20 protein-coding genes are annotated in these 21,653 nt (G+C 73.5%); 10 read left to right on the plus strand and 10 right to left on the minus strand.

Going from position 1 to position 21,653, the window contains the following annotated elements; all coding sequences use genetic code 11:
- The first annotated feature begins 108 nt into the window (after nucleotides 1–108).
- The 7 genes from ACWD3O_RS29555 to ACWD3O_RS29585 all read left to right on the plus strand — a co-directional run bounded on the left by ACWD3O_RS29555 (nucleotide 109) and on the right by ACWD3O_RS29585 (nucleotide 10,577).
- Nucleotides 109–2,580: a sensor histidine kinase gene (locus ACWD3O_RS29555; protein WP_451413221.1), complete on the plus strand. Its 2,472-nt coding sequence runs from the start codon at nucleotides 109–111 to the stop codon at nucleotides 2,578–2,580.
- Nucleotides 2,577–3,023 carry a roadblock/LC7 domain-containing protein gene (locus tag ACWD3O_RS29560; protein ID WP_356137969.1) on the plus strand — a complete coding sequence of 149 codons (447 nt, stop codon included), beginning with the start codon at nucleotides 2,577–2,579 and terminating at the stop codon, nucleotides 3,021–3,023. Before ACWD3O_RS29555 ends, ACWD3O_RS29560 begins: the two co-directional genes overlap by 4 nt.
- Nucleotides 3,024–3,037: 14 nt before the next feature.
- Entirely contained in the window at nucleotides 3,038–3,364 is a 327-nt protein-coding gene (locus ACWD3O_RS29565) for a DUF742 domain-containing protein (protein ID WP_451413220.1), read from the plus strand.
- Nucleotides 3,348–3,944, plus strand: a complete 597-nt coding sequence (locus ACWD3O_RS29570; RefSeq protein ID WP_451418020.1) for a GTP-binding protein — start codon at nucleotides 3,348–3,350, stop codon at nucleotides 3,942–3,944. The genes ACWD3O_RS29565 and ACWD3O_RS29570 overlap by 17 nt, the downstream gene beginning before the upstream one ends.
- Nucleotides 3,945–4,492: 548 nt before the next feature.
- A complete protein-coding gene (locus ACWD3O_RS29575) occupies nucleotides 4,493–5,398 on the plus strand; it encodes a S1 family peptidase (RefSeq protein ID WP_451413219.1) in 906 nt (301 codons plus the stop codon).
- Between the two features lie 415 nt (nucleotides 5,399–5,813).
- A complete protein-coding gene (locus tag ACWD3O_RS29580) occupies nucleotides 5,814–6,893 on the plus strand; it encodes a S1 family peptidase (protein WP_451418021.1) in 1,080 nt (359 codons plus the stop codon).
- 213 nt (nucleotides 6,894–7,106) lie between these two features.
- Nucleotides 7,107–10,577, plus strand: coding sequence for a DNA polymerase III subunit alpha (locus tag ACWD3O_RS29585; RefSeq protein ID WP_451418022.1), 3,471 nt, complete (start codon nucleotides 7,107–7,109; stop codon nucleotides 10,575–10,577).
- Nucleotides 10,578–10,719: 142 nt separating this feature from the next.
- Here the strand turns inward: ACWD3O_RS29585 and ACWD3O_RS29590 are convergent, their stop codons facing one another.
- Together ACWD3O_RS29590 and ACWD3O_RS29595 are read right to left on the minus strand one after the other, a co-directional pair.
- Nucleotides 10,720–11,226 (minus strand): DUF6114 domain-containing protein, encoded by a 507-nt coding sequence (locus ACWD3O_RS29590; protein WP_451418023.1) that lies wholly within the window; start codon nucleotides 11,224–11,226, stop codon nucleotides 10,720–10,722.
- A 106-nt stretch (nucleotides 11,227–11,332) separates the two neighbouring features.
- Complete coding sequence (locus ACWD3O_RS29595; RefSeq protein WP_356137956.1) at nucleotides 11,333–11,956, minus strand: DUF6230 family protein; 624 nt, start codon at nucleotides 11,954–11,956, stop codon at nucleotides 11,333–11,335.
- Between the two features lie 492 nt (nucleotides 11,957–12,448).
- Between ACWD3O_RS29595 and ACWD3O_RS29600 the strand changes: the two genes are divergently transcribed.
- Nucleotides 12,449–13,363 carry a hypothetical protein gene (locus ACWD3O_RS29600; RefSeq protein ID WP_451413216.1) on the plus strand — a complete coding sequence of 305 codons (915 nt, stop codon included), beginning with the start codon at nucleotides 12,449–12,451 and terminating at the stop codon, nucleotides 13,361–13,363.
- A gap of 130 nt (nucleotides 13,364–13,493) precedes the next feature.
- Nucleotides 13,494–14,126 carry a Tat pathway signal sequence domain protein gene (locus ACWD3O_RS29605; protein ID WP_451418024.1) on the plus strand — a complete coding sequence of 211 codons (633 nt, stop codon included), beginning with the start codon at nucleotides 13,494–13,496 and terminating at the stop codon, nucleotides 14,124–14,126.
- Nucleotides 14,127–14,163: 37 nt separating this feature from the next.
- On the opposite strand, the gene ACWD3O_RS29610 is transcribed toward ACWD3O_RS29605, so the two are convergent.
- Together ACWD3O_RS29610 and ACWD3O_RS29615 are read right to left on the minus strand one after the other, a co-directional pair.
- Entirely contained in the window at nucleotides 14,164–14,661 is a 498-nt protein-coding gene (locus tag ACWD3O_RS29610; RefSeq protein ID WP_451418025.1) for a DUF402 domain-containing protein, read from the minus strand.
- A complete protein-coding gene (locus tag ACWD3O_RS29615) occupies nucleotides 14,642–15,577 on the minus strand; it encodes a GNAT family N-acetyltransferase (protein ID WP_451418026.1) in 936 nt (311 codons plus the stop codon). The genes ACWD3O_RS29610 and ACWD3O_RS29615 overlap by 20 nt, the downstream gene beginning before the upstream one ends.
- 76 nt (nucleotides 15,578–15,653) lie before the next feature.
- On the opposite strand from ACWD3O_RS29615, the gene ACWD3O_RS29620 reads away from it, so the two are divergent.
- Nucleotides 15,654–16,043, plus strand: a complete 390-nt coding sequence (locus ACWD3O_RS29620) for a GntR family transcriptional regulator (protein ID WP_451418027.1) — start codon at nucleotides 15,654–15,656, stop codon at nucleotides 16,041–16,043.
- A gap of 54 nt (nucleotides 16,044–16,097) precedes the next feature.
- Here the strand turns inward: ACWD3O_RS29620 and ACWD3O_RS29625 are convergent, their stop codons facing one another.
- The 6 genes from ACWD3O_RS29625 to ACWD3O_RS29650 are packed head-to-tail and all read right to left on the minus strand — an operon-like array spanning nucleotide 16,098 to nucleotide 21,172.
- Nucleotides 16,098–16,478 carry an antibiotic biosynthesis monooxygenase family protein gene (locus ACWD3O_RS29625; RefSeq protein ID WP_451418028.1) on the minus strand — a complete coding sequence of 127 codons (381 nt, stop codon included), beginning with the start codon at nucleotides 16,476–16,478 and terminating at the stop codon, nucleotides 16,098–16,100.
- A gap of 53 nt (nucleotides 16,479–16,531) precedes the next feature.
- Nucleotides 16,532–17,293, minus strand: coding sequence for a DUF72 domain-containing protein (locus tag ACWD3O_RS29630; RefSeq protein ID WP_451413210.1), 762 nt, complete (start codon nucleotides 17,291–17,293; stop codon nucleotides 16,532–16,534).
- A 15-nt stretch (nucleotides 17,294–17,308) separates the two neighbouring features.
- Nucleotides 17,309–18,418 (minus strand): DUF5925 domain-containing protein, encoded by a 1,110-nt coding sequence (locus ACWD3O_RS29635; RefSeq protein ID WP_451413209.1) that lies wholly within the window; start codon nucleotides 18,416–18,418, stop codon nucleotides 17,309–17,311.
- Between the two features lie 57 nt (nucleotides 18,419–18,475).
- Nucleotides 18,476–19,285 carry a polysaccharide deacetylase family protein gene (locus tag ACWD3O_RS29640; RefSeq protein WP_451418029.1) on the minus strand — a complete coding sequence of 270 codons (810 nt, stop codon included), beginning with the start codon at nucleotides 19,283–19,285 and terminating at the stop codon, nucleotides 18,476–18,478.
- Nucleotides 19,278–20,351: a glycosyltransferase gene (locus tag ACWD3O_RS29645; protein WP_451418030.1), complete on the minus strand. Its 1,074-nt coding sequence runs from the start codon at nucleotides 20,349–20,351 to the stop codon at nucleotides 19,278–19,280. Before ACWD3O_RS29645 ends, ACWD3O_RS29640 begins: the two co-directional genes overlap by 8 nt.
- Complete coding sequence (locus tag ACWD3O_RS29650) at nucleotides 20,348–21,172, minus strand: glycosyltransferase family 2 protein (protein WP_451418031.1); 825 nt, start codon at nucleotides 21,170–21,172, stop codon at nucleotides 20,348–20,350. Before ACWD3O_RS29650 ends, ACWD3O_RS29645 begins: the two co-directional genes overlap by 4 nt.
- Between the last annotated feature and the right edge of the window lie 481 nt (nucleotides 21,173–21,653).

The raw sequence follows: 21,653 nt of genomic DNA on the forward strand, positions 1-21,653 counted from the left end.
GATAAAAACCCGGTCCGTCCGGTAACCCAGGGCCACTGGTTTCGTTGGGTCGGAGGCAGAACCATTTCTCTTCCTCCGACCAACTCGCCTCCCCCTTAAGGCACCTCAGTGGACGCAGTCACACCGACATCGGCCGCCGCGCGCCTGCGCGCCGCCCGTGGCGGGACGGGCCGGAAGGCCCCCCGCTCCCTTCGCACCAGGCTCCTCCGGGTCCTGACCCTGGCCCTCGCCGTCCTGCTGGCCCTGCTCGGCGCCGCCGCGGCCGAGCAGATCGCGACCTTCCGCACCGCCTCCGCCACGGCGGACAACGCCCGCCTGGAGATCACCCTGCAGGGGCTGGTCCACGAACTGCAGAAGGAGCGCAGCCTCACCGCCGGGCACCTGGGCGGCGTCCGGCAGTTCCAGGCCCGGCTGCCCGCGCAGCGCGAGGCCACCGACACGGCGCGGGCCGTCCTCGACCGGGCGCTGAGGGGGCACACGGACGAAGGACGCGCCGCCTCGGTCCGGGAGGCACTGGGCCGCCTCGACGCGCTCGGCGGCGTGCGGGCGAAGGCCGACCGCCGGAGCGTCCAGGTGACGGAGGCGTTCGACTACTTCACCGCCACCATCGCCACCCTCGACGGGCTGGACCTCGGCCTCGACGAGGTCCGCGACCCCACCCTCTACGACGCCGGCCGGGCCCTGGGATTCCTGGGCGAGGCCAAGGAGTTCACCGGACAGGAACGGGCGCTGCTGCTCGGGGCGGTGACCGCCGGGCAGTTCCGCGGCGACGACCACGGACGCTTCCTGGAGATCCGGGCCGGCCGGCTCGCCTCGCTGTCCGCCTTCCCCACGGTGGCCACCTCCGCCCAGCAGCGCCGGCTGGACACCGCGATGAGCACCCCCGACGCCCGGCGCACCCAGTGGTACGAGCGGAAGGCGGTCCGGGGAGGCGGGCTGCTCGACGCCGCGCAGATCCCGCCGGCCGCCTGGTGGAGCAGCGCCACCTCCACCATCGACGGACTGCGGGAGGTGCAGATCTCGCTGGGCCGCGACGTGGAGAGCCGGGCCTCCGAACTGGAGAGCGACGCCGGTGAGGACCTGATCCTCTTCGGACTGCTGGCCCTCGCCACCGTCGCCGCGCTCGGCGCCCTGGCCCTGGACTGCGTCCGCACGGTCTCCGGCCCGCTCGCCGACCTCGCCCAGCAGGTCCGTGAGGTGGCCGGGAAGCGGCTGCCGCTGGCGGTCGCCGCCATCCAGAACAGCCCGCTGCGGGAGGCACCCGAACCGCCCGAGCCGCTCCGCGTGCCGGAGAAGGCCGGCGCCGAGGTGCTGGAGATGGCCGAGGCCTTCGACCGGGTCCAGCGCGCCGCCTTCGACCTCGCCACCGAGCAGGCCGTGCTGCGCCGCAACGCCACCGAGTCGCTGGTCAGCCTGGGCCGCCGCAACCAGAACCTGGTCCGCCGCCAGCTGAGCTTCATCAACAAGCTGGAGCACGAGGACGCCGACCCGGCGACCCTGGCCAACCTCTTCGAGCTCGACCACCTGGCCACCCGCATGCGCCGCAACGCGGAGAGCCTGCTGGTGCTGGCCGGCGAGTCCAGCCCGCGCCCCTGGTCCACACCGCTGCCCGTCACCGACGTGCTGCGCGCCGCGCTCTCCGAGGTCGAGGAGTACCGGCGGGTGGTGCTGCGCCGGATCGAGCCGGTCGGGGTGTCCGGCTCGGTGGTGGCCGAGATCGCCCACCTGCTCGCCGAACTGGTCGAGAACGCGCTGAACTTCTCGCCGCCGGATTCGGAGGTCGAGGTCGAGGGGCGGCGCACCAGCGCCGGTTACCTGATCGCCATCGTCGACCACGGGCTCGGCATGGACGCCCAGGCGCTCGCCGAAGCCAACGTCCGGCTCTCCGGGCGGGCCAGCTTCATGGCCGATCCGGGCCGGTTCCTCGGCCACTTCGTGGTCGGCGCGCTGGCCCGCAAGTGCGGGATCGAGGTGCGGGTGGGCGAGGCGCCGACCGCCGGGGTGGTGGCCCGGGTGCTGCTGCCCGCCACCCTGCTGGCCGACCCCAAGTCGCTCGCCGGAACGCCGGACGAGGACGTGCTGGTCAACGGCCGGCTCGACCAGAAGGCGGTGCTCCCGGCGCCCCGCGCCGCGGCGGCCCCGACCGGTCCCGGCCTGGTGCCGGTGACCGCCGACGGACGGCCGGTGCCCCCCGCCCCGGCCCGCACGCCCCGGCACGCGCGTCCGCAGATCGCGGCGCCACCGGTCGGCGGCCAGGGCGAACGGCGGGCCGAACCGGCCCGTGGCGCCGACGCCGCCCGCACCCGCAACGGCCTGGTGAAGCGCCCCCGGCGCAGCGCCATCGGAGCGGCGGTCGACGAGACGGCCCGCGCCGGGGCCCGGCCGCTGCCCCCGGCGCCGGAGCGGGAGCGCACCCCGGAGCAGGTCTCCGGGATGCTCTCCTCCCTGCGCAGCGCGCATCTGCGGGGCGGGATCAGCGTGCAGATGGAGAAGGAGAGGGAGAGGGACATGGAGCGCGGCACAGGTGCCGACGTCCGGGCGCCGCAGGATGCCGTGACGGACAGGGGTGAGAAGAAGTGACCACGGTTCCCACCCAGAACGCCGCACCGGCCGAGAAGGACTCGCAGACCTTCAACTGGCTGCTCGCCGGCTTCGTCCGCAACACCGACGGGGTGCGGGACGCGGTCGCGGTCTCCTCGGACGGGCTGCTGATCGCGGTCTCCGACGGGCTCGGGCGGACCGAGGCCGACCACCTGGCGGCCATCGTGTCCGGACTGTCCAGCCTGGCCCGTAGCGCCTCGCGCCGGTACGGGTTCGACGGAGTGAAGCTGATCATGATCGAGATGGGGCGGGGCTTCCTGCTGGTCTCGGCGATCCGGGACGGCAGCTGTCTCGGGGTGCTCGCCGACAGCAGCGGTGAACTCGGCCTGGTCGGCTACGAGATGGCGGTGCTCGCGGAACGCGCGGGCGACCTGCTCACGCCGGCCCTGATCGCCGACCTGCGCCAGTCGCTGCCCCGGTGAGCGGTGGTCGGACGATGGAAGAGGACAACAGCTTCGTCAGGCCGTTCATCATCACCGGCGGCCGGGTGGCACCGCCGCAGAGTGATCTGAGGCTGGAAACCCTGGTGGTGGCGGTCCGCCCGCCGGACGAGACGCTGACGTTCGAACGGAAGAGGGTGGCCGCGGTGTGCGAGAGCCCGACGACGGTCGCCGAGGTGGCCCACCGGGTGGGCGTTCCGCTGGGGGTCGCCAGGGTGCTGATCTCCGACCTCGTCGCCACCGGGCATCTCGCCTGCCGCCAACCCGCGGAGCTCTCGCTCCACACGCTGGAAAGGATCAGGGACCATGTCCGGGCGCTCTGAGAAGATGGTTCCGCTGGCCGTCAAGATCGTGGTGAGCGGAGGACTCGGCGTCGGCAAGACCACGTTCATCGGGGCCATCTCCGAGATCGAGCCGCTGGACACCGAGGCGGCGATCACCCAGGTGTCGGTGGGGGTCGACTCGCTGGACGGGGTGGAGTCCAAGACCACCACCACCGTGGCGCTCGATTTCGGGCGGATCACGCTCAATCCGGCTATTTCGCTCTACCTGTTCGGGACGCCCGGACAGGACCGGTTCTCCTTCCTCTGGGACGACCTGGTGGAGGGCGCGCTCGGAACGGTGGTGCTGGTCGACACCCGGCGGATCGAGGACTGCTTCCCGGCGCTGGACTACTTCGAGGCCCAGCGTGCCCCGTTCGTCCTCGCCGTGAACCACTTCCCGGGTGCCCGCCGGTTCGAACTGGACGAGGTGCGGGAGGCGTTGGGGCTGGACGACGACGTGCCGGTGGTCGACTGCGACGCCCGGGACCGCCGGTCGGTGCGGGACGCCCTGGTGGTGCTGATGGACCGGGTCATCCGGGAGCGCACCGGTGGACGGGAGCGTTCCGCGGCCCTGGTGTGAGCTCGAGGGCCCCGATGTGAGCCCGCGGGCCCCGGTGTCGGCCCGCGGTCCGGGTGTCGGCCGTGGTCCGTGGGTGTGGGCCGCGGTTCGGTGTCGGCCCGCGGTCCGGGTGTCGGCCGTGCGCGGACCGGGCGGCCGCCGCTCCCGAAGTGCGGGGCGGCGGCCGTTCCGTGCGCCGGAGAGGCCTCCGGGAGAGGCCCCGGCGGGAGGTCCGCGGGAAGCGGAGTGTCGGGTACCGGCCACGGGCGAATGGGACACCTCAGGTGATGAGGGGGAACAGGCGAGCACCTGTTGCTGCATACGCGGGGTTTAGCTGAGCTGGGTGTCTGCGGCGGCGGCGGGCGGGGAATGCGCTTGGCGACGTGGTCCTCACCGGGCGGCCGAAAGGCACCCTTGCGCCGCTCGGTCGCGCGGCCGAATACTCCCTGCAGCGCTTGTCAGGGGCACGGCGTGTCCGGCAATCCCGGTCGCCCATGTCCCCGGCTGCGCCTCACGGGCCCGTACCCCCCAAGCGCGGGCCCCCGACTTCCCAAGTGGAGGAACGACCAGTGAGGATCAAGCGCACCACCCCCAGCAACGGCGTGACGAGACGAACCCGTCTGCTCGCCGTGGCCACCGGCCTGGTGGCCGCCGCCGCGATCGCGGTGCCCACCGCCAGCGCCGACGAAGTGACGACCTTCAGCTCCGGTGAACTCACCGCGGCGAGCGACGCCGTCCTGGACGCGGACGTCGCGGGCACCGCCTGGGCCGTCGACGCCAAGACCAACCGGGTGGTGGTCACCGTCGACAGCACGGTGTCCCAGGCGGAGATCGCGAAGATCAAGGCGGAGGCCGGCGACCGGGCCGACGCGTTGACCATCAAGCGCACCGAGGGCAAGTTCCAGAAATACATCGCCGGAGGCGCCGCCATCTACTCGGGGTCGGGCCGCTGTTCGCTCGGCTTCAACGTCCAGGACAGCGCCGGCAACTACTTCTTCCTGACCGCCGGTCACTGCACCGAGGGCGCCGGTACCTGGTACTCGAACTCGGGCCGCACCACGGTCCTGGGCTCCACCGCGGGCACCAGCTTCCCGAACAACGACTACGGTCTCGTCCGGTACACGAACACCTCGGTGACCAAGTCGGGCACCGCGGGCAGCGTGGACATCCGGAGCGCGGCCACGCCCAGCGTCGGCACCACCGTCACGCGGACCGGCTCGACCACCGGCACCCGCAGCGGCCGTGTCACCGCGCTGAACGCCACGGTGAACTACGGCGGCGGGGACGTCGTCTACGGCATGATCCAGACCACGGTCTGCGCCGAGCCCGGCGACTCCGGCGGCCCGCTGTACTCGACCGGCGGTGTGGCCTACGGCCTCACCTCGGGCGGCAGCGGCAACTGCACCACCGGCGGCACCACGTTCTTCCAGCCGGTCGTCGAGGCCCTGAACGCCTACGGGGTCCGCGTCTTCTGATCGGCCGGTCCTCTCGCACCTCTCCTCACGGGAGCCCCCGCACGCATGGCGTGCGGGGGCTCCTGCCGTGTGCGCCGAGGAGCCGGCGGCGTGTCGCACCCCCCGCCGGGCAGGGGCGATTTCCGGCCATGGCCTGGTGCGGTCCAGGAAGGGCGGGGCGGGGTTCTTCGCCGTTCGCACTGTGAACGGAGGGGGCGTCCGGGGGCGCTCCGAGGCAATTGGGACACCGCGAAATTGACGTGTCCGCGTCCGGAAGTCGACCTTGTGCGTGACCTCCCGGCGTCGGAACACTGGACTCCGTTCAACCGGAAGGACGGCTGCCGCTTCTGTCGGTGACCCCGGATTTCCGCACGCCTTCCGGCACTTGGGGATCTTCACGATCCCTTCGCGCCGACCCCCCACAGGAGGACGTCAGTTGAAGCACCGACGCACACCCATGCGCCGTTCCGCCGTTGCCGGTGCGGGTATCGCCGCACTGATCGCGGCGACCGCCGGCTTCCAGACTGCGAATGCCGGTGAGACCGAGGCCGCACCGGACCCTCGGACGCTGACCGCCGCGGCGGCCGGAAACCTCGCCTCGACGCTCGACCGGAAGCTGGGCGCCGAGGACGCCGGGATGTACTACGACGCCGCGGCGAAGCGCCTGGTCGTCAACGTGGTCGACGAGGCGGCCGCCGGCACCGCCCGGGCGGCCGGGGCGAGCGCCCGGATCGTGGAGAACTCCGTCGCCGAACTGGAGCGGGCCGCGGCGACGCTGAAGAGCGACGCGGACATCGCCGGGACCTCCTGGGTGGCCGACCCCAGGACCAACAAGCTGGTCGTGACCGCGGACCGCACGGTTTCCGCGGCCGAGTGGGACGCACTGTCGGCGGTCGTCGCGGACCTCGGCGGCACGGCCGAAATCCGGCGCACCAAGGGCGAGTTCACCCGCTTCGTGGCGGGCGGCGACGCCATCACCGGCGGTGGCGGCCGCTGCTCGCTGGGGTTCAACGTGACCGTGGGCGGTGCGGCGCACTTCCTCACCGCCGGGCACTGCACCGAGTCCGTCGCCGCCTGGTCGGCGGGCGGCACGGTGATCGGCTCCACGGCCGGCTCCAGCTTCCCGGGCAACGACTACGGCCTGGTGAAGTACACCGCCTCCGTCGCCCAGCCGAGCTCCGTCAACCTGTACAACGGCTCCACCCAGGCGATCACCCGGGCCGGCGACGCCACCGTCGGCCAGTCGGTCACCCGCAGCGGCTCGACCACCGGCCTCCACTCCGGCTCGGTGACCGGCCTGAACGCCACGGTGAACTACGGCGGCGGCGACATCGTCTCCGGCCTCATCCAGACGAACGTCTGCGCCGAGCCGGGCGACAGCGGCGGCTCGCTCTTCTCGGGCAGCACCGCGCTCGGTCTGACCTCCGGCGGCAGCGGTGACTGCGCCTCGGGCGGCACGACCTTCTTCCAGCCGGTCACCGAGGCGCTCTCCGCCTACGGCGCGTCGATCGGCTGACGCCCCGCCGGTGATCGAGGGCCCGCCCTCCGGAGCGATCCGGAGGGCGGGCCCTCGCCGTGTCCATGGCGGCTCCCGGGGTGACGTCCGCGCACGTCGGGGCGGGTGAGGCGGGTGTCGCACATGTATTCGAACGTGGTCTATGGTGGAGAGGGAGTAGCTTGGAACTGATGTTCGATGTGGCTCGTCGAGTCCACGGTGCGGGAGGTGTGCATGCCGGGTTTTCCGCACCTGCACACCGTCTCGGGCTTCTCGGTGCGCCACGGCGCCTCGCACCCCGAGCGGCTGGCGGAGCGGGCCGCGCGGCGCGGCCTGGACGCGCTGGCCCTCACCGACCGGGACACCGTCGCCGGAGCGGTCCGGTTCGCCAAGGCCTGCGCGCGGGAGGGCGTGCGCCCGCTGTTCGGCGTGGATCTCGCGGTGGCGCCGCCCGCGACCGGTGACACCCCCGGGGACCGGTCCGCGCGGCGGCGCCGGACGCCGGTGCGCGGCGGCGCCTTCGTCGACGAGTCCGCCCCCCGGGTGACCTTCCTGGCCCGCGACGGCGCCCGCGGCTGGGCCGGCGTGTGCGCCCTGATCACCGCCGCCCACGCGGGCGGCGGTGACCCCCTGCTGCCCGCCGACGCGCCGTCCGCCGACGGGGTGACCGTGCTGCTGGGCCCGGACTCCGACGTGGGCCGGGCCCTGACCGCCGGACGCCCCGACCGGGCCGCGCGGCTGCTCGCCGCCTGGCGCGAGCGCCACGGGGACGCGCTGCGGCTGGAGACCGTCTGGCACGGCCGTCAGGGCACCGGCCCCGGCTCGCTGCGGCTGGCCGCCCGCACCCTCCTGCTCGCCGCCGAGCAGGGGGTCCGCCCGGTGCTGACCAACGCCGTCCGCTACGCCGACCCCGGCATGGGCCCGGTCGCCGACGTGCTGGACTCCGCCCGCCGCCTGGTCCCCGTCGACCCGGCCGAGGGCCTGGACTCGGGCGAGGCCTGGCTCAAGGACGCCGAGACCATGCGGGAGGCCGCCGGGCGGATCGCCGAGGCCGCCGGGCTCGGTCCGCGCTCCGCCGAGCGGCTGCTCGAGCACACCCGTGCCACCGCCGAGGAATGCCGGGTCGACCCGGAGGAGGACCTGGGCATCGGCACCGTCCACTTCCCCGAGCCGCACCTGGTCGGCGCCGAGCGGCGCACCGCGCAGCGGGTGCTGGCCTCCCGCGCGGCGGCCGGGATGGTGCTGCGCGGCTACGACCGCCGCCGTGACTACTGGGAGCGGATGCACCACGAGCTGGACATCATCGCCCACCACGGCTTCGCCACCTACTTCCTCACCGTCGCCCAGGTCGTCGACGACGTGCGCGAGATGGGCATCCGGGTCACCGCGCGCGGCTCCGGCGCCGGATCCCTGGTCAACCACCTGCTGGGCATCGCACACGCCGACCCGGTCGAGCACGGGCTGCTGATGGAGCGGTTCCTGTCCAAGCGGCGCGCGGTGCTGCCGGACATCGACGTCGACGTCGAGTCCGCCCGCCGGCTCGAGGTCTACCGGAGGATCTTCGACCGGTTCGGCGGCGAGCGGGTGGCCACCGTCGCCATGCCCGAGACCTACCGGGTGCGGCACGCCGTCCGTGACGTCGGGGCGGCGCTCGCCATGGATCCGGCGGAGATCGACCGGATCGCCAAGTCCTTCCCGCACATCCGGGCCCGGGACGCCCGCGCCGCGCTGGAGGAGCTGCCGGAGCTGCGGGAACTGGCGGGCGAGAAGGAGCGGTACGGCAGGATGTGGGAGCTGGTCGAGGCGCTGGACGGGCTGCCCCGCGGCGTCGCCATGCACCCGTGCGGCGTCCTGCTCTCCGACGCCACGCTGCTGGGCCGCACCCCGGTGGTGCCCACCAGCGGCGAGGGCTTCCCGATGGCCCAGTTCGACAAGGACGACGTCGAGGACCTCGGCCTGCTCAAGCTGGACGTGCTCGGCGTGCGGATGCAGTCGGCGATGGCGCACGCGGTGGCCGAGGTGGAACGGGCCTCCGGCGAGCGCGTCGACCTGGACGCGGTGCCGGAGGGCGACCCGGAGACGTACCGGCTGATCAAGTCGACCGAGACGCTGGGCTGCTTCCAGATCGAGTCGCCCGGCCAGCGCGACCTGGTGGGGCGGCTCCAGCCGGAGACCTTCCACGACCTGGTGGTGGACATCTCGCTGTTCCGGCCGGGGCCGGTCGCCGCCGACATGGTGCGGCCGTTCATCGAGGCCCGGCACGGGCGCAGCCCCGCCCGCTACCCGCACCCGGACCTGGAACCGGCGCTGCGGGACACCTACGGCGTGGTGGTCTTCCACGAGCAGCTGATCGAGATCGTGAACGTCATGACCGGCTGCGGCCGGGGCGAGGCCGACCGGGTGCGGCGCGGGCTGTCCGACCCCGAGTCGCAGGGACGGATCCGGACCTGGTTCGCCCAGCACGCGACGGCCCGCGGGTACGACGCGGAGACCGTCGCGCGCACCTGGGAGATCATCGAGGCCTTCGGCTCGTACGGCTTCTGCAAGGCGCACGCGGTGGCCTTCGCGGTGCCGACGTACCAGTCCGCCTGGCTGAAGGCGCACCATCCGGCCGCGTTCTACGCCGGGCTGCTCACCCACGATCCCGGGATGTACCCCAAGCGGCTGCTGCTGGCGGACGCGCGCCGGCGGGGCGTCCCGGTGCTGCCGCTGGACGTGAACCGGTCCGGCGCCACCCACCGCACCGAACTGGTGTCCGGCGGAAAGCGGGGCGAGCCGGACGTCTGGGGACTGCGGCTCGCCCTGAGCGACGTGCACGGCATCAGCGAGGCCGAGGCGGCGCGGATCGCCGAGGCGCAGCCCTACGCCTCGCTGCTGGACTTCTGGCAGCGGGCCCGCCCCAGCCGCCCGGTGGCCGACCGGCTGGCCCAGGTGGGGGCGCTGGACGCGTTCGGCGCCAACCGGCGCGACCTCAGGCTGCACATCAGCGAGCTGCACCGGGGCGCCGCCCGCGCGGCCGGCGCCGAACAGCTCCCGCTGACCGGCGGGGAGCGCACCGCCCCGGCGGGCCTGCCCGACCTGACCGACGGGGAGCGGCTCAGCGCCGAGCTGGGCGTGCTCTCCATGGACGCCTCGCGCAACCTGATGGACGACCACGCGGAGTTCCTCGCCGAGCTGGGCGTCACCTCGGCCAAGCGGCTGCGCGCCGCGCGGCACGGGGAGACGGTGCTGGTGGCCGGTTCCAAGGTGGCCACCCAGACCCCGCCGATCCGGTCCGGGAAGCGGGTGATCTTCACGACGCTGGACGACGGCACCGGCCTGGTCGACCTGGCCTTCTTCGACGACTCCCACGACGCCTGCGCCCACACCGTCTTCCACTCCTGGCTGCTGCTGGTGCGCGGCACGGTGCAGCGGCGCGGGGCGCGCAGCTTCAGCGTGGTGGGCACGGCCGCCTGGAACCTGGCCGAGCTGGCCGAGCTGCGGGCCGAGGGAGGGCTGGAGCGGGTGGCGGCCCGGCTCTCCGAGACGCTCGCCGAGCAGAGCGCGCTGCGGGAGAACGGCGGGCGGGACGAGGGCGGCCGGACGATCCGGATGCCCACGGGGTACCGGATGCACCCGTGGGCGGACCTCCGGCCCGCGGGGGGCGGCGGCGGGCCGCCCGGCGGGCGCAAGCTGTGGCACAGCAGCCCGGGCAGCGCCGGGTGAGGCCGTCGGCCCCCCGGGCGGGCCTCCGCCGCGCGGGTCGGGCGGCGGTGGTCGGCCCGGTGCTCCGCGGGTGAGGGGTATGCGCGTGTGACGGCGGCGGGGCGTCCGGCCCCGCCGCCGTCGTGGATCCGTCCGCCTCGGGTCAGCCCGCCGTCTTCTCGCGCCGGCCGCTCAGGGCGTCCCGCACCGGCCGCCTGCGGTGCCCCTGCTCCGGCAGCCAGCCGAAGGCCATGGTGGAACCGGCGACGCCGAGGATGGTGCCGATCATGAACGCGCCCATGTTGGAGGTGGCCCAGGAGCCCAGGGAGGCGAGCAGGCCGATCACCGAGTAGAAGATCCGCTGGGCGGGGTTGAACAGGATCAGCACGCCGCAGACGATCATGAAGGCGGGCAGGATGTAGCCCGCCACGCCCCGGGCGCCCGAGGCGAGGGCGACCTCGAGCGAGCCCTGCACCATCGTCACCATGACCAGTGCCCCGGCGATCGTGAGCAGCAGGCCGCCCCAGAACGGGCGGCGCCAGCGCCAGGCCGCGAAGCGGGAGACGCGGCGCGGCGGCCGGGCGGGGGCGGCCCCGGTGGCCGGGGGCGCGCCGGTCGCGGTCGCCGGCGCGGTCGGGGGAGTGCTGTCGGGAGTGCTGTTGCTGGCCACGGCCGGTGGCTCCTTCTGCCTGTTCCTCGAGGGGAAACGCCGATGGGACGGGTGAGGGCCCCGGCCGGGCGGAGCTCCGCCCGGCCGGGGCCCACGGGACGCTCCGTCAGCTGCCCTCGCCCGGGCAGCCGTCGCGGGTGATCTCGATCCGGAGGTCCGGCAGGGTCATCGCCCCGGCCGTGGTGGCCCAGTTGTGCTGGTACACGTTCTTGACCTCGATGGTGTCGGCCTGGAGGCCGAAGGAGCCGGCCGGGCCGGTGGAGAAGCTCTTGTTGAGTTCCGAGGCGTCCCGGCCCATCTCGAGACCGCTGAAGGAGGCGCTCTTGCCGGTCAGCACGTCCGAGTCGGTGGCCAGGTTGGTGGCCTTGGCGGGTGTTCCCTTGGCGCCGGCCGTGATCTTCAGGAACGCCGCACCGATCTGCACCCCCTGGCACAGGTTGGTGATCTCGGCGTCCTTGATGGTGGTGATGAAGACGTTCTTGTAGACGCCCTTCTCGATCGGGTTGTTCGGGCTCGTGCGGTCCCGGCCGCCGTACTGGGCGAGGCCCGTGCCGCTCAGCTTGTCGGCGTTGATGGTGTGCGCCATCGACGAGATGTTGAAGGAGACGGCGAGCGCCCCCTGGGCGGTGAGGACGGTCAGCGCGGCCGTGGCCACCACCCCCGGCACGCCGAGCACGGCCCATCGGCGCAGCCGGACTCTGCCCTTGACGGGCGTTGTGGACTCTGTCATGAACGGCTCTCCTTGATCAAAGCGGAAGGTGCGAACCGGGTGGGCAGATCCTGGCGCGGACTCCCCCTGTCGAACATCGCCGGGTCTCCCGTGGTGGCTGGCGATGTGTGGAGATGTGGGGGGATCTCCGCAAGTTACCCGCGAGTGTCGAACGCGGTCAATCGGCTTGCGGAGAAAGGGTGTTCATCCCCTGGTGACTGTCGCGAAAGGTGACCGGAGCGACGCCGGAGGCCCGCTCGCGAGGGGCGGCGGGGCCGGGCGGCGGAGCGCGTGCTTCCGGCCAGGTGGCGGCCGGAAAACGCCCCCGACGTGCAATTACCTCGGGTAACAAAATCCGGTTCCTCGCCTTGACCGCCCCAACTGGCAGGTATACAACCGCAATTGGGTTTCCCGGCGACGGCCGGTCCCGCGCACCGTGGCGCCGGTGTGCGGGCCGGCCCTCGCACCGCTCTGTCGCACCACCTTCGCCACCTAGTCGAGGAGCTCGTGCACATGACCGGAACCGCCCTGACCTCCGGCAGATCCCGCCGCCCCGGCCGCAGAACACTGCGCAGCCTGGGGACCGCGGCCGTGGGTCTCACCGCCCTGCTGGCCCTCCAGACCACTCCCGCCGGAGCGGCCGAGGCCCCCCTGGCCGAGCCCTACACGGGCATGGAGACCTGCCCCGTCGGGTCCCCGCTGCTCACCCAGGCCGACAACCGTCAGGTCGGCTGCGTCCACACCACGATCGGCTCGGGCTCCTTCTCCATCGGGGACTACACCGTCCCGGTGGGCGCACCGATGGAGATCGACTTCGGTTTCCGCTGGTCGGCCGAGGGGCCGCGCGGCGACACCGGGACCAGCCAGCCGAACATCTACGACACCACCGCGGCCACCGACGGCCTCCTGGAGGCCCCCTCCACCGAGGCCCCGCTGCCCGGTCTGTCGAACTTCTGGCCCGGGGTCACCAGCGCCAACGTGAAGGTCGAACCGGCCGGTGACATCAAGAACTTCACGCCGCTCGCCGTCGGCAGCCAGTTCCCGATCTTCGAACTGCCGATCAAGCTGAAGATCGAGCACCCGCTGCTCGGCTCCAAGTGCTACATCGGCACCGACAGCAAGCCGATCGTCCTGCAGGCCGTCGCCCCCAACCGGCCGCAGCTGAGCCAGGTGCTCGACCCCAACGGCAACCGCACCGTGACGCTCAAGATGCTCGACGGCGAGTTCGTCGACGAGGACTTCGCGATCCCGGGCGCCAGCCGGTGCGGTCTGCTGACCCTCGGCGAGTCCAACTGGATCGTCAACTCGCTGTTCGACCTCCCGTCGGCCTCCGGGAACTCGATCTCCTTCCAGGACGTGGACGTCGCCATCGCGATCGATCCCACCATCGGGTCTCTCACCGCGGCCCTGAACGCCGCCCGCGGCTGAGTGGGGCGGGCGCCCGCGGGCGCCCGCCCGGGTACCACCGCACGGCACCACATCACCACGGCACCACAGCACCACAGCACGACTGCACCATGCCCTTCTCCCACACACCCTCAGACGAAAGGGCCCCCTCATGCGCAACAGGCACTCATCGCTGCTGGCCGCCGCCGTCCTGGCCGGTGCGGCCTCCCTCGGCGGGATGCCCTCGGCGACCGCCGCCCCGGCCGCCGCGGGCAACGTCCTCACCTACGGCAGCGCGGGCGGCACCGCCGTTCCGGTCGGCGCCCAGCTGGCCGCCGCCGGGTCGATCTCGCTGACCAGCACCTCGCCGGCCGGCTCGGTCAACTGCTCGTCCTCCACCTTCGGCGCGACCGTGGCGAGCAACCCCACCGCCCCGGGCACCGCCAACGAGAGCAACGTCGACGTCGCCGTCAACGCCAGCTCATGCACGATCAGCCTGGTCGGCGCCACCGGCGTCAACAGCATCGACGTCGACCTGACCAACGCCACCGTCGCCTCCAACGGCACGGTGAAGGTCACCCCGATCCGGGCGGTCGGCGTGCTGGACAGCTGGTTCGGTCCGGTGACCTGCATCTACGAGGCCGCGTCGATCACCGGCACGGCCAGCAACACCGACAACTCCATCAGGTTCACCAACCAGCCGCTGAACCTGACCAACGGGGAGATCACCTGCCCGTCGGTCACCAACTTCAGCGCCCAGTACAAGCCGGTGTCGGGCTCCGGCGGGAACGTCTTCGTCAACTGACCCGCCCGGCCCACCGGCCCGTCGGCCTGACCGTGCATCAGGCCAGGAGAGACCCGAGGCCGTCCTCGCGAGCGAGCCGTTCCAGCTCGTCGAGGGCGGCCTCGGCGTTCCGCGCCGCATGAGGGTCGCGCTCCCGCAGGCCGCTCGCCGCGAACTCGTCCTCGTCCAGGCGGAGGATCTGCCGCCCGTCGGCCGACACCCACAGGTCCAGGTCGAGGTCCTCGACGACCAGTTCGCCGCCGGAGAACCCGGCCGGGCGGGTCACGTCGCAGTACCAGCCCTTGAGGACGCCGGACGGGCCGCGGACCTCCTTCACCGCGTACCAGCGGTCGCGCCAGTACCACTCGGTGAACACGTCGCCCGGCCCGAACCGGACGAAGCCGTAGTCGCGGGCGCCCTCGCCGGCCCACTCGGCGTGGACGGTTACGCGGGTGCCGTCGTCGGCGAGCAGCCGGGCGGGGTAGCGGATCTTGGTGCGGCCCGCCTTGAGCAGGACCACCTCCAGGACCGTGTGGTCACCCGAGTTCGCGGACATGGTGGACCTCCTGAGCGCCGGTCTCGTAGCCGAGCCATCGGTTGACGGCCCGCATGGGGGTGTTGGTCGCGTCGTTGCCGGTGTGGGCCTCGGTGAACCCGGCCGCGCGGGCGCGGCGCAGGGAGTCCGTCTTCACCAGCTTGGCCAGGCCGCGGCCGCGGTGGGAGCGGACGGTGCCCGTCATACCGGTGCCGTAGCGGGTGCCGCCGTCCCAGCGGACCGCGGTGAACGCCACCGGCCGGCCCTCGGTCAGGTCGACGGCCACCGTGGTCAGGTCGTGGCGCTGGAGCGGGTGGCGCCAGGTCTCGTCGAGCCAGGCCTCGTAGGAGGGGAAACCGGCGTCGACGTCGCCGGGCTCGTCCTCGCAGCACTCGGCGTCCAGCAGGTACAGCGGCCGCGGGTCGTCCGCGAAGTCGGCGCCGGTACGCAGCTCGACGCCCGGCGGAGGGGCGGGCACCGGCGGGAGTCCGGCCTTCAGCAGGTCCAGGCGCAGGAACTGGGCGGTGCTGCCCGGACGGTAGCCGCGGCGCTCGGCGAAGACCCGGTTCGAGGGCTCGTCCAGGACCCAGGAGAACACCTTGCGCGCGCCGAGCTCCGCCAGCCTCCGCTCGCCGTCGTTCACCAGGGCGGTGCCCACGCCGCGGCCGGTGCGGCCGGGACGCACGTGGACGTTGAGCAGCGCCTGACCGGGTTCCTCCGAGTCGGCGACGAGGAGCAGCTGCGCGGTGCCGACCGGCTCGCCGTCCTCCTCGGCGAGCAGGGCCGTCCAGTGGACGTCCGCGGGCAGGCGGGTCAGCAGGTGCCGGACCGAGTCGGCGGTGAAGAAGACCTGGGGGAGCGCCCGCATCCGGATCCGGGCGAAGGCCTCGGCGCCCTCGCGGTCGTCCGGGCCGACGGCGCGTACGGAGACGGTCATGGCACGGACGCTACGCGAGGCGGCCGGGGGCCGCTCCTCATTTTCCGCGCCCGCGCGGGTGGGGCAGAATCCGGGTGTGAGCAGCCTCAGGATCCGCATCGACGAACGTGCCGGCAGTCTTCCGCCCTACGAGCAGGTGCGGGCGCAGATCTCCGAACAGGCGCGCTCCGGCGCGCTGCCGGTGGGGCACCGGTTGCCGACCGTGCGGGGTCTGGCCGAGACGCTGGGCCTGGCGGCGAACACGGTCGCCAAGGCGTACCGGGCGCTGGAGGCGGACGGGGTGATCGAGACGCGGGGGCGCAACGGGACCTTCGTGGCCGCGGCCGGGGCGGCGGCGGAACGGGCGGCGGCAGCGGCGGCGCGGGAGTTCGCGGAGCGGGCGCGGCGGCTCGGGCTGAACGCGGAGGCCGCGCTGCGGGCGGCGGACGAGGCGGTGCGCGCCGTGTACGCGGAGACGCCGGGGTGACGGCCGCAGGCGGCAGGTCGCGGGGGGTGCCGTGCGGTGGAGCGTGCGGTGGGGTCAGTCCGCGGCCGGGCTCCGCGGGGCCTGTGTGCGGGTGAACGTGTGGCTGCGTTCCACCTTCGCCACGTGCAGCGTGTAGCCGGCGTACCACTGGTCCCGCCCGCGCCGCTGCGCCGCGCGGTGCTCGGCGTCGGACCGCCACCGGGCGAGGGCGTCGGCGTCGCGGAAGTACCCGACGGTGATGGCCGTCCCGCCGGGCGTCCGCGCGTGGTCCATGCCGAGGAACCCGGGGACGTCCCGCACCAGTTCCTCCATGCGGGCCGCCGTCTCCGGGTAGCCGTCCTCGTCCTCGGTGCGCACGGAGGTGAACACCACGGCGTAGTACGGGGGTTCGTGGGCCGGGACGGGCGCGGCGGGCACATCGCGGTGATCGCTCATGAGGTCACGGTAGGACCCTCGAGGGTTCCGTTCCAGTGGTTTCCGCGCCGTGGCTACCGGGCTCGGCGCGGCGTCCGGGTCACCTCGAGGCCCGCCGCCCCGGCCGCGCGGGCGAAGCGGACGGCGTCGTGGACGGCTGCGGCGCCGGGGTCGTTGTTGAAGTAGACGTAGAGGTCGCCCGAGGGCCAGGTGGCCGCCGCGCGTTCCGCCCAGGTCCGCAGGGCGCGGGCCCCGTACCGCGGCCAGGGACGGGCGCGGCCCTCGTGGAGGCGGAGGTAGCCCCAGTCGGCGGTCCGCCACAGCGGGGTCACCGGACGGGAGCCCCGGTCGGCCCAGCACAGGGCGGCGCGGCGGGCCTCCAAAACCGCGCGCACCCGGTCGGTCCACCAGGACTCGTGCCGCGGCTCCACCGCCACCCGCACGCCGGAGGGGAAGCAGGCGAGGCACGCGTCGAGGAGACCGGCGTCGGCCCGCAGCGTCGGGGGGAGCTGGAGGAGCACCGGGCCGAGCCGGTCGCCGAGGCCGCCCGCGTGCGCCAGCAGCCGCCCGACCGGCTCCTCGGGGTCCTTCAGCCGCTTCACGTGGGTCAGGAACCGGCTCGCCTTCACCGCGACCGTGAAGTCCTCCGGGGTCCGCTCCCGCCAGCCGGCGAAGGTCTCCCGGGAGGGCAGCCGGTAGAACGCGTTGTTGCTCTCGACCGTGGCGAAGCCGGCGGCGTACTCCTCCAGCCACCGGCGCATCGGCGTGCCCTCGGGGTAGAGCACGCCGCGCCAGTCCTTGTACTGCCACCCCGAGGTGCCGACGAAGACGGTCATACCACCATCAAAGCACTACAGGTACAGCCCCGCGTCCTGCTCGCCGGCCCGCGGTTCCGGGAGCGAGGTGGGCGAGGTGCCGCGCCGCAGCGCGAACAGCTCGGCCAGCGTGGCGCCCTCGCGGCCCACCCCCTCCTCCGTGCCGAGCCACTCCACCGACTCGCGGCGGGTGAGCGGACCGACCTCGATCCGGGCCATGCACCGGCCGGGGCGCACCACGGCCGGGTGGAGCCGTTCCAGGTCCTCGTTGGTGGTGATGCCGACCAGGACCTTGCGGCCCTGGCCGAGCAGGCCGTCGGTCAGGTTGAGCAGCCGGGACAGCGCCTGCCCGGCCACGTGCTTGGCCTCGCCGCGGACCAGTTCGTCGCAGTCCTCCAGGAGGAGCAGGCGCCAGCGGCCCTCGCCGTCCTCGTCATCGTCGTCGTCGCCGATGGCGATGTTCATCAGGTAGCCGGCGTCCGAGAACAGCAGCTCCGGGTCGAGCACGCAGTCCACCTGGCACCAGTCCCGCCAGGAGCGGGCCAGGGTGCGCAGCGCGGTGGTCTTGCCGGTGCCGGGCGGCCCGTGCAGCAGGAGGAGACGGCCGGAGATGTCCTCCGGGGTGGTCTTCATCAGCGAGTCCATCGCCTCGGCCACCGGGGCCGTGTAGTTGGCGCGGACCTCGTCCCAGGTGGCGGCGGAGATCTGCCGGGTGATGCGCAGCGGCCCCCGGCGCGGGGACAGGTGCCAGAAGCCCATGGTCACCTCCTCGGGGACCGGCTCCGGCTCCATCTCCACGCCGTCGGTGGCGCGGTGCAGCACGGACTGCGCCAGTTCCTCGGTGGTCGCGGTCACCGAGACATGGGTGCCGCTGCCCCACTGGGCGGTGGAGACGCGCAGCGTCCAGCCGTCGCCCTCGGCCAGGGTGGAGCGCTGCTTGTCACTGCTGGCCTGCCGCACGACGCGGGCCTCGGAGGGCACCAGCTGGGCGCCGGGCCGGACACGGTCGATGCTCACCGTCCGGGAGTACGGCTGCTCGCCGGTGGTGAAGCGCTGGAGGAAGAGGGCGTCGATGACGTCGATCGGCGAGTCGCCGTCGTCCAGGGTGAGCCGGATGGGGACGGGGGCGTGAGGGTTCTCGGCCATGGGTTCCATGATCCGTGCGTGGGCCCTCCGGCGCACGGCAATTGTCGTATTGGCCCGTCAGCCGGTGCCGGGGAGGAGGCGCCGGGCCGCCCGGACCGTCGCGTACCCCTTGGTGAGGCACCGGTCCACGGCGAAGTTCCGCCCCAGCGCGCGCCCGTGGAGCAGGCGCAGGAACTCCTCCGCCCCGGTGCGCCGGCGGACCGTGACCCGGCGCAGGGCGTACGGGCCCTGCCGGCGCCGGGCCAGGCCGTTGCCGACGGCGAGCGCCTGGGCGAAGCCCGCCTCGCGGACCGCCCGGCGGACCCGCCGGGTGGAGTGGCCGTACGGGTAGGCGAACGAGGCCGGTGCGGAGCCCAGTTCACCGGCGACGATCTCCCGGCACAGCCCCAGCTCCCGGCGCAGCGCGTCCTCGCCGACCATGTCGAGCGCGGGATGGGTGTGGCTGTGCCCCCCGATCTCCACGCCGTGGGCGGCGAGTTCGCGCACCTGCTCCCAGTCCAGCATGGTGTCCAGGGCGCCCCCGGCGTCGTACTCGCCGCGCAGCCAGCCGGTGGTGACGAACACGGTGGCCGGGAAGCCGTGCCGGACCAGCTCCGGCAGGGCGTGGCGGTGGACGCCCTCGTAGCCGTCGTCGAAGGTGATCAGCACCGGCCGCTCGGGCAGTGGCTTGCCGTTGCGCCAGGCGGCGGCCAGGGTGGCGGTGTCCACGGGGGTGAAGCCCTCCGCGGCGATCACCGCCAGGTGCCCCGCGAAGGCCGCCGGGGTCACCGACAGGCCCAGCGTGGCCGCCGCCGGCCGCTGCGCGACCGCGTGGTACATCAGCACCGGGACGGCCCCGTCCGTCTCCCGTCCGTCGCGCTCAGGCATGCCCGGCCGTCCCCTCCCCGGCCGCGTTCCGGCCCGCCGTCCGGGCCGCGGGGGAGGGCGGGATCACGAAGCCCCCGCCGTTCCGCCGGGTCCGTGCGGTGCCGACGGCGTAACCGGCCGCCGTGACCAGCGCGCCGGCCACGATCGCCCCGGCCCGTCCCGCCCCGCCCGGCCGCCCGCGCACCGCGTCCGCCAGCCCGCGGGCCACCCCTGCGGGCAGCACCCGGGTGGCGTACCGGCGTTCCGACTCCAGCCCCTTGTCCGCGCCGACGCTGCGGGCCACCAGCGCCTTGGACAGCCCCTCGGCGTAGGCGCGGGTGCGGAAGTAGCCGAACCGCTCCCGGGCGGCGGGCACCCGGTGGTGGATGACCGCCCGGTCGTCGATCAGCAGCACGGCCGCAGGCAGCGCCCGGGAGAGACGGATGCACAGCTCGGTCTCCTCGCAGCCCAGCGGCCGCTTGTCGCCGTCGCGCCCGATGCCCGTGGCGAAGCCGCCGGCCGCCTCGAAGGCGGTGCGCCGGAAGGAGGCGTTCCCTCCCAGCACGTTGCGGACCCGGACCCGGCCGGGCGGCAGGCCGCGGTAGGTGCAGCCCACCACCCAGTCGAACTCCTCCGGGAACCAGGACGGGCGGCGGCCCGACGCCCACGCGGGTTCCGTGCGGCCCCCCACCGCCATCACCCGCGGGTCGTCGTACGCCTCGGTGAACCACCGCAGCCACTCGCGGTCGGCCACCGCGTCGTCGTCCAGGAAGGCGACGACCTCCGCCCGGGCCTCGGCGATGCCGGTGTTGCGCCCGGCGGACAGCCCGCGGGGGCCGGCGTTGGCCAGCACCCGCACCGAGGGCTCGTCCTTGTACTCCCGCTCCAGCCGTTCCCGCAGGACGGGGTTGTGGTCCACCACCAGGAGCGTCTCCAGGGCGGGCCGGGACTGCGCCCGCACCGAGGCCACCGCGGCGAGGATGTCCTCCCAGCGCTCCTCGGTGTAGACGCAGACCACCACCGAGACGTCCGGCAGCGCCGGGCCGGCCGGCAGCCCGCTCCGGTCGTGCGCGGCGGGCCCCGTCACGACACCTCGCCGGGAGTCGCGCCCAGCATCGGCGAGGTGCGCGAACGGCCGCGCAGGGCACGCCGGTTGGAGCGCTCCGCGAGGATCACCCGCAGCACGCGCAGCCCGTCCCGGACCGCCCGCAGGTTGCTGACGCCGTGGATGCGCAGGTACTCGTGGCTGGGGATCTCCTGCACCTTGAGCCCGGCCTTGACGACGCGGATGTTCATCAGCGTCTCGACCTCGAAGCCGGTGCAGTCCAGTTCGATGCGGTCCAGGCAGTGGCGCCAGAACGCGTTGTAGCCGTAGCAGAGGTCGGTGTAGCGGGCGCCGAACTTCCGGTTGACGGCGGCGCACAGGGCGCGGTTGCCCAGCTTGCGGATGAAGGTCATGTCGTCGGTGCCCCCGCCGTTGGCGAAGCGCGAGCCCTTGGCGAAGTCGGCCCCGGAGACCAGGGCGGAGACGTAGCTGACGATCTCGTTGCCGTCGGCGGAGCCGTCCGCGTCGATCATGACGATGATCTCGCCGGTGCAGGCGGCGAACCCGGCGATCAGGGCGTCCCCCTTGCCCTTGCCGGTCTGCCGCACCACCTTGACGCCGGGCCACAGTTCGCGGGCCACGGCCACGGTGTCGTCGGTGGAGTCGCCGTCGACCAGGACCACCTCGTGGATCCAGTCCGGCAGGGTCTTGAAGACGTACGGAAGGTTCTCCGCCTCGTTCATGGCGGGGATCACCACGCTGACCGGTGGAGCGATGGCCAGGTGCGAGGTGATCGGCCGGTAACGGTCCGCGGCCGCGAACGTGTCGGGCCCCGGCGTGACCGGGGGCAGCACTGCGCTCATGGGTCTGGTCCCTCTCGTCCGGCGGACCGCCCACCCCCGGGCGGCCGCTGTGAGTCCGGTTCGAAAGGGGGGTCCTCACCCGAGGAACGCGGAAGGACGTCTCCACGCGTACCGGGTGAGCCGGCAGAACTGTCCGGGCCCCGTTGTCCGGAGCCCGGGCGCGCGGCACGACTCGACGACCGGTCGTGTCATCGAGCACCCCCCTACCGCGCGTCCGCCCCGTTCCGTCCCGGCTCCGAGTCCCTCCCCCTGAACCGCACAACGACGGACCGATGCGTATGAGATGTACGACGATATTAGCTTTTGGGCGGCTATCGCAAGGGCTGAAAGGTCATGAGATGGTTTGCCTGGTTGAGGCGTTCCGTCCGCTTCTCGCGCCATGCGCCGGATGACCGGCCCAATCTGGCGCAATGGGGGTCGCCGGTCAAGATGCCGAATTCGCCTGACGGGCCGGTTTGCCGACGGTTCACCGGTGGTTGGG

The organism is Streptomyces sp. NPDC002640 (assembly GCF_053592575.1).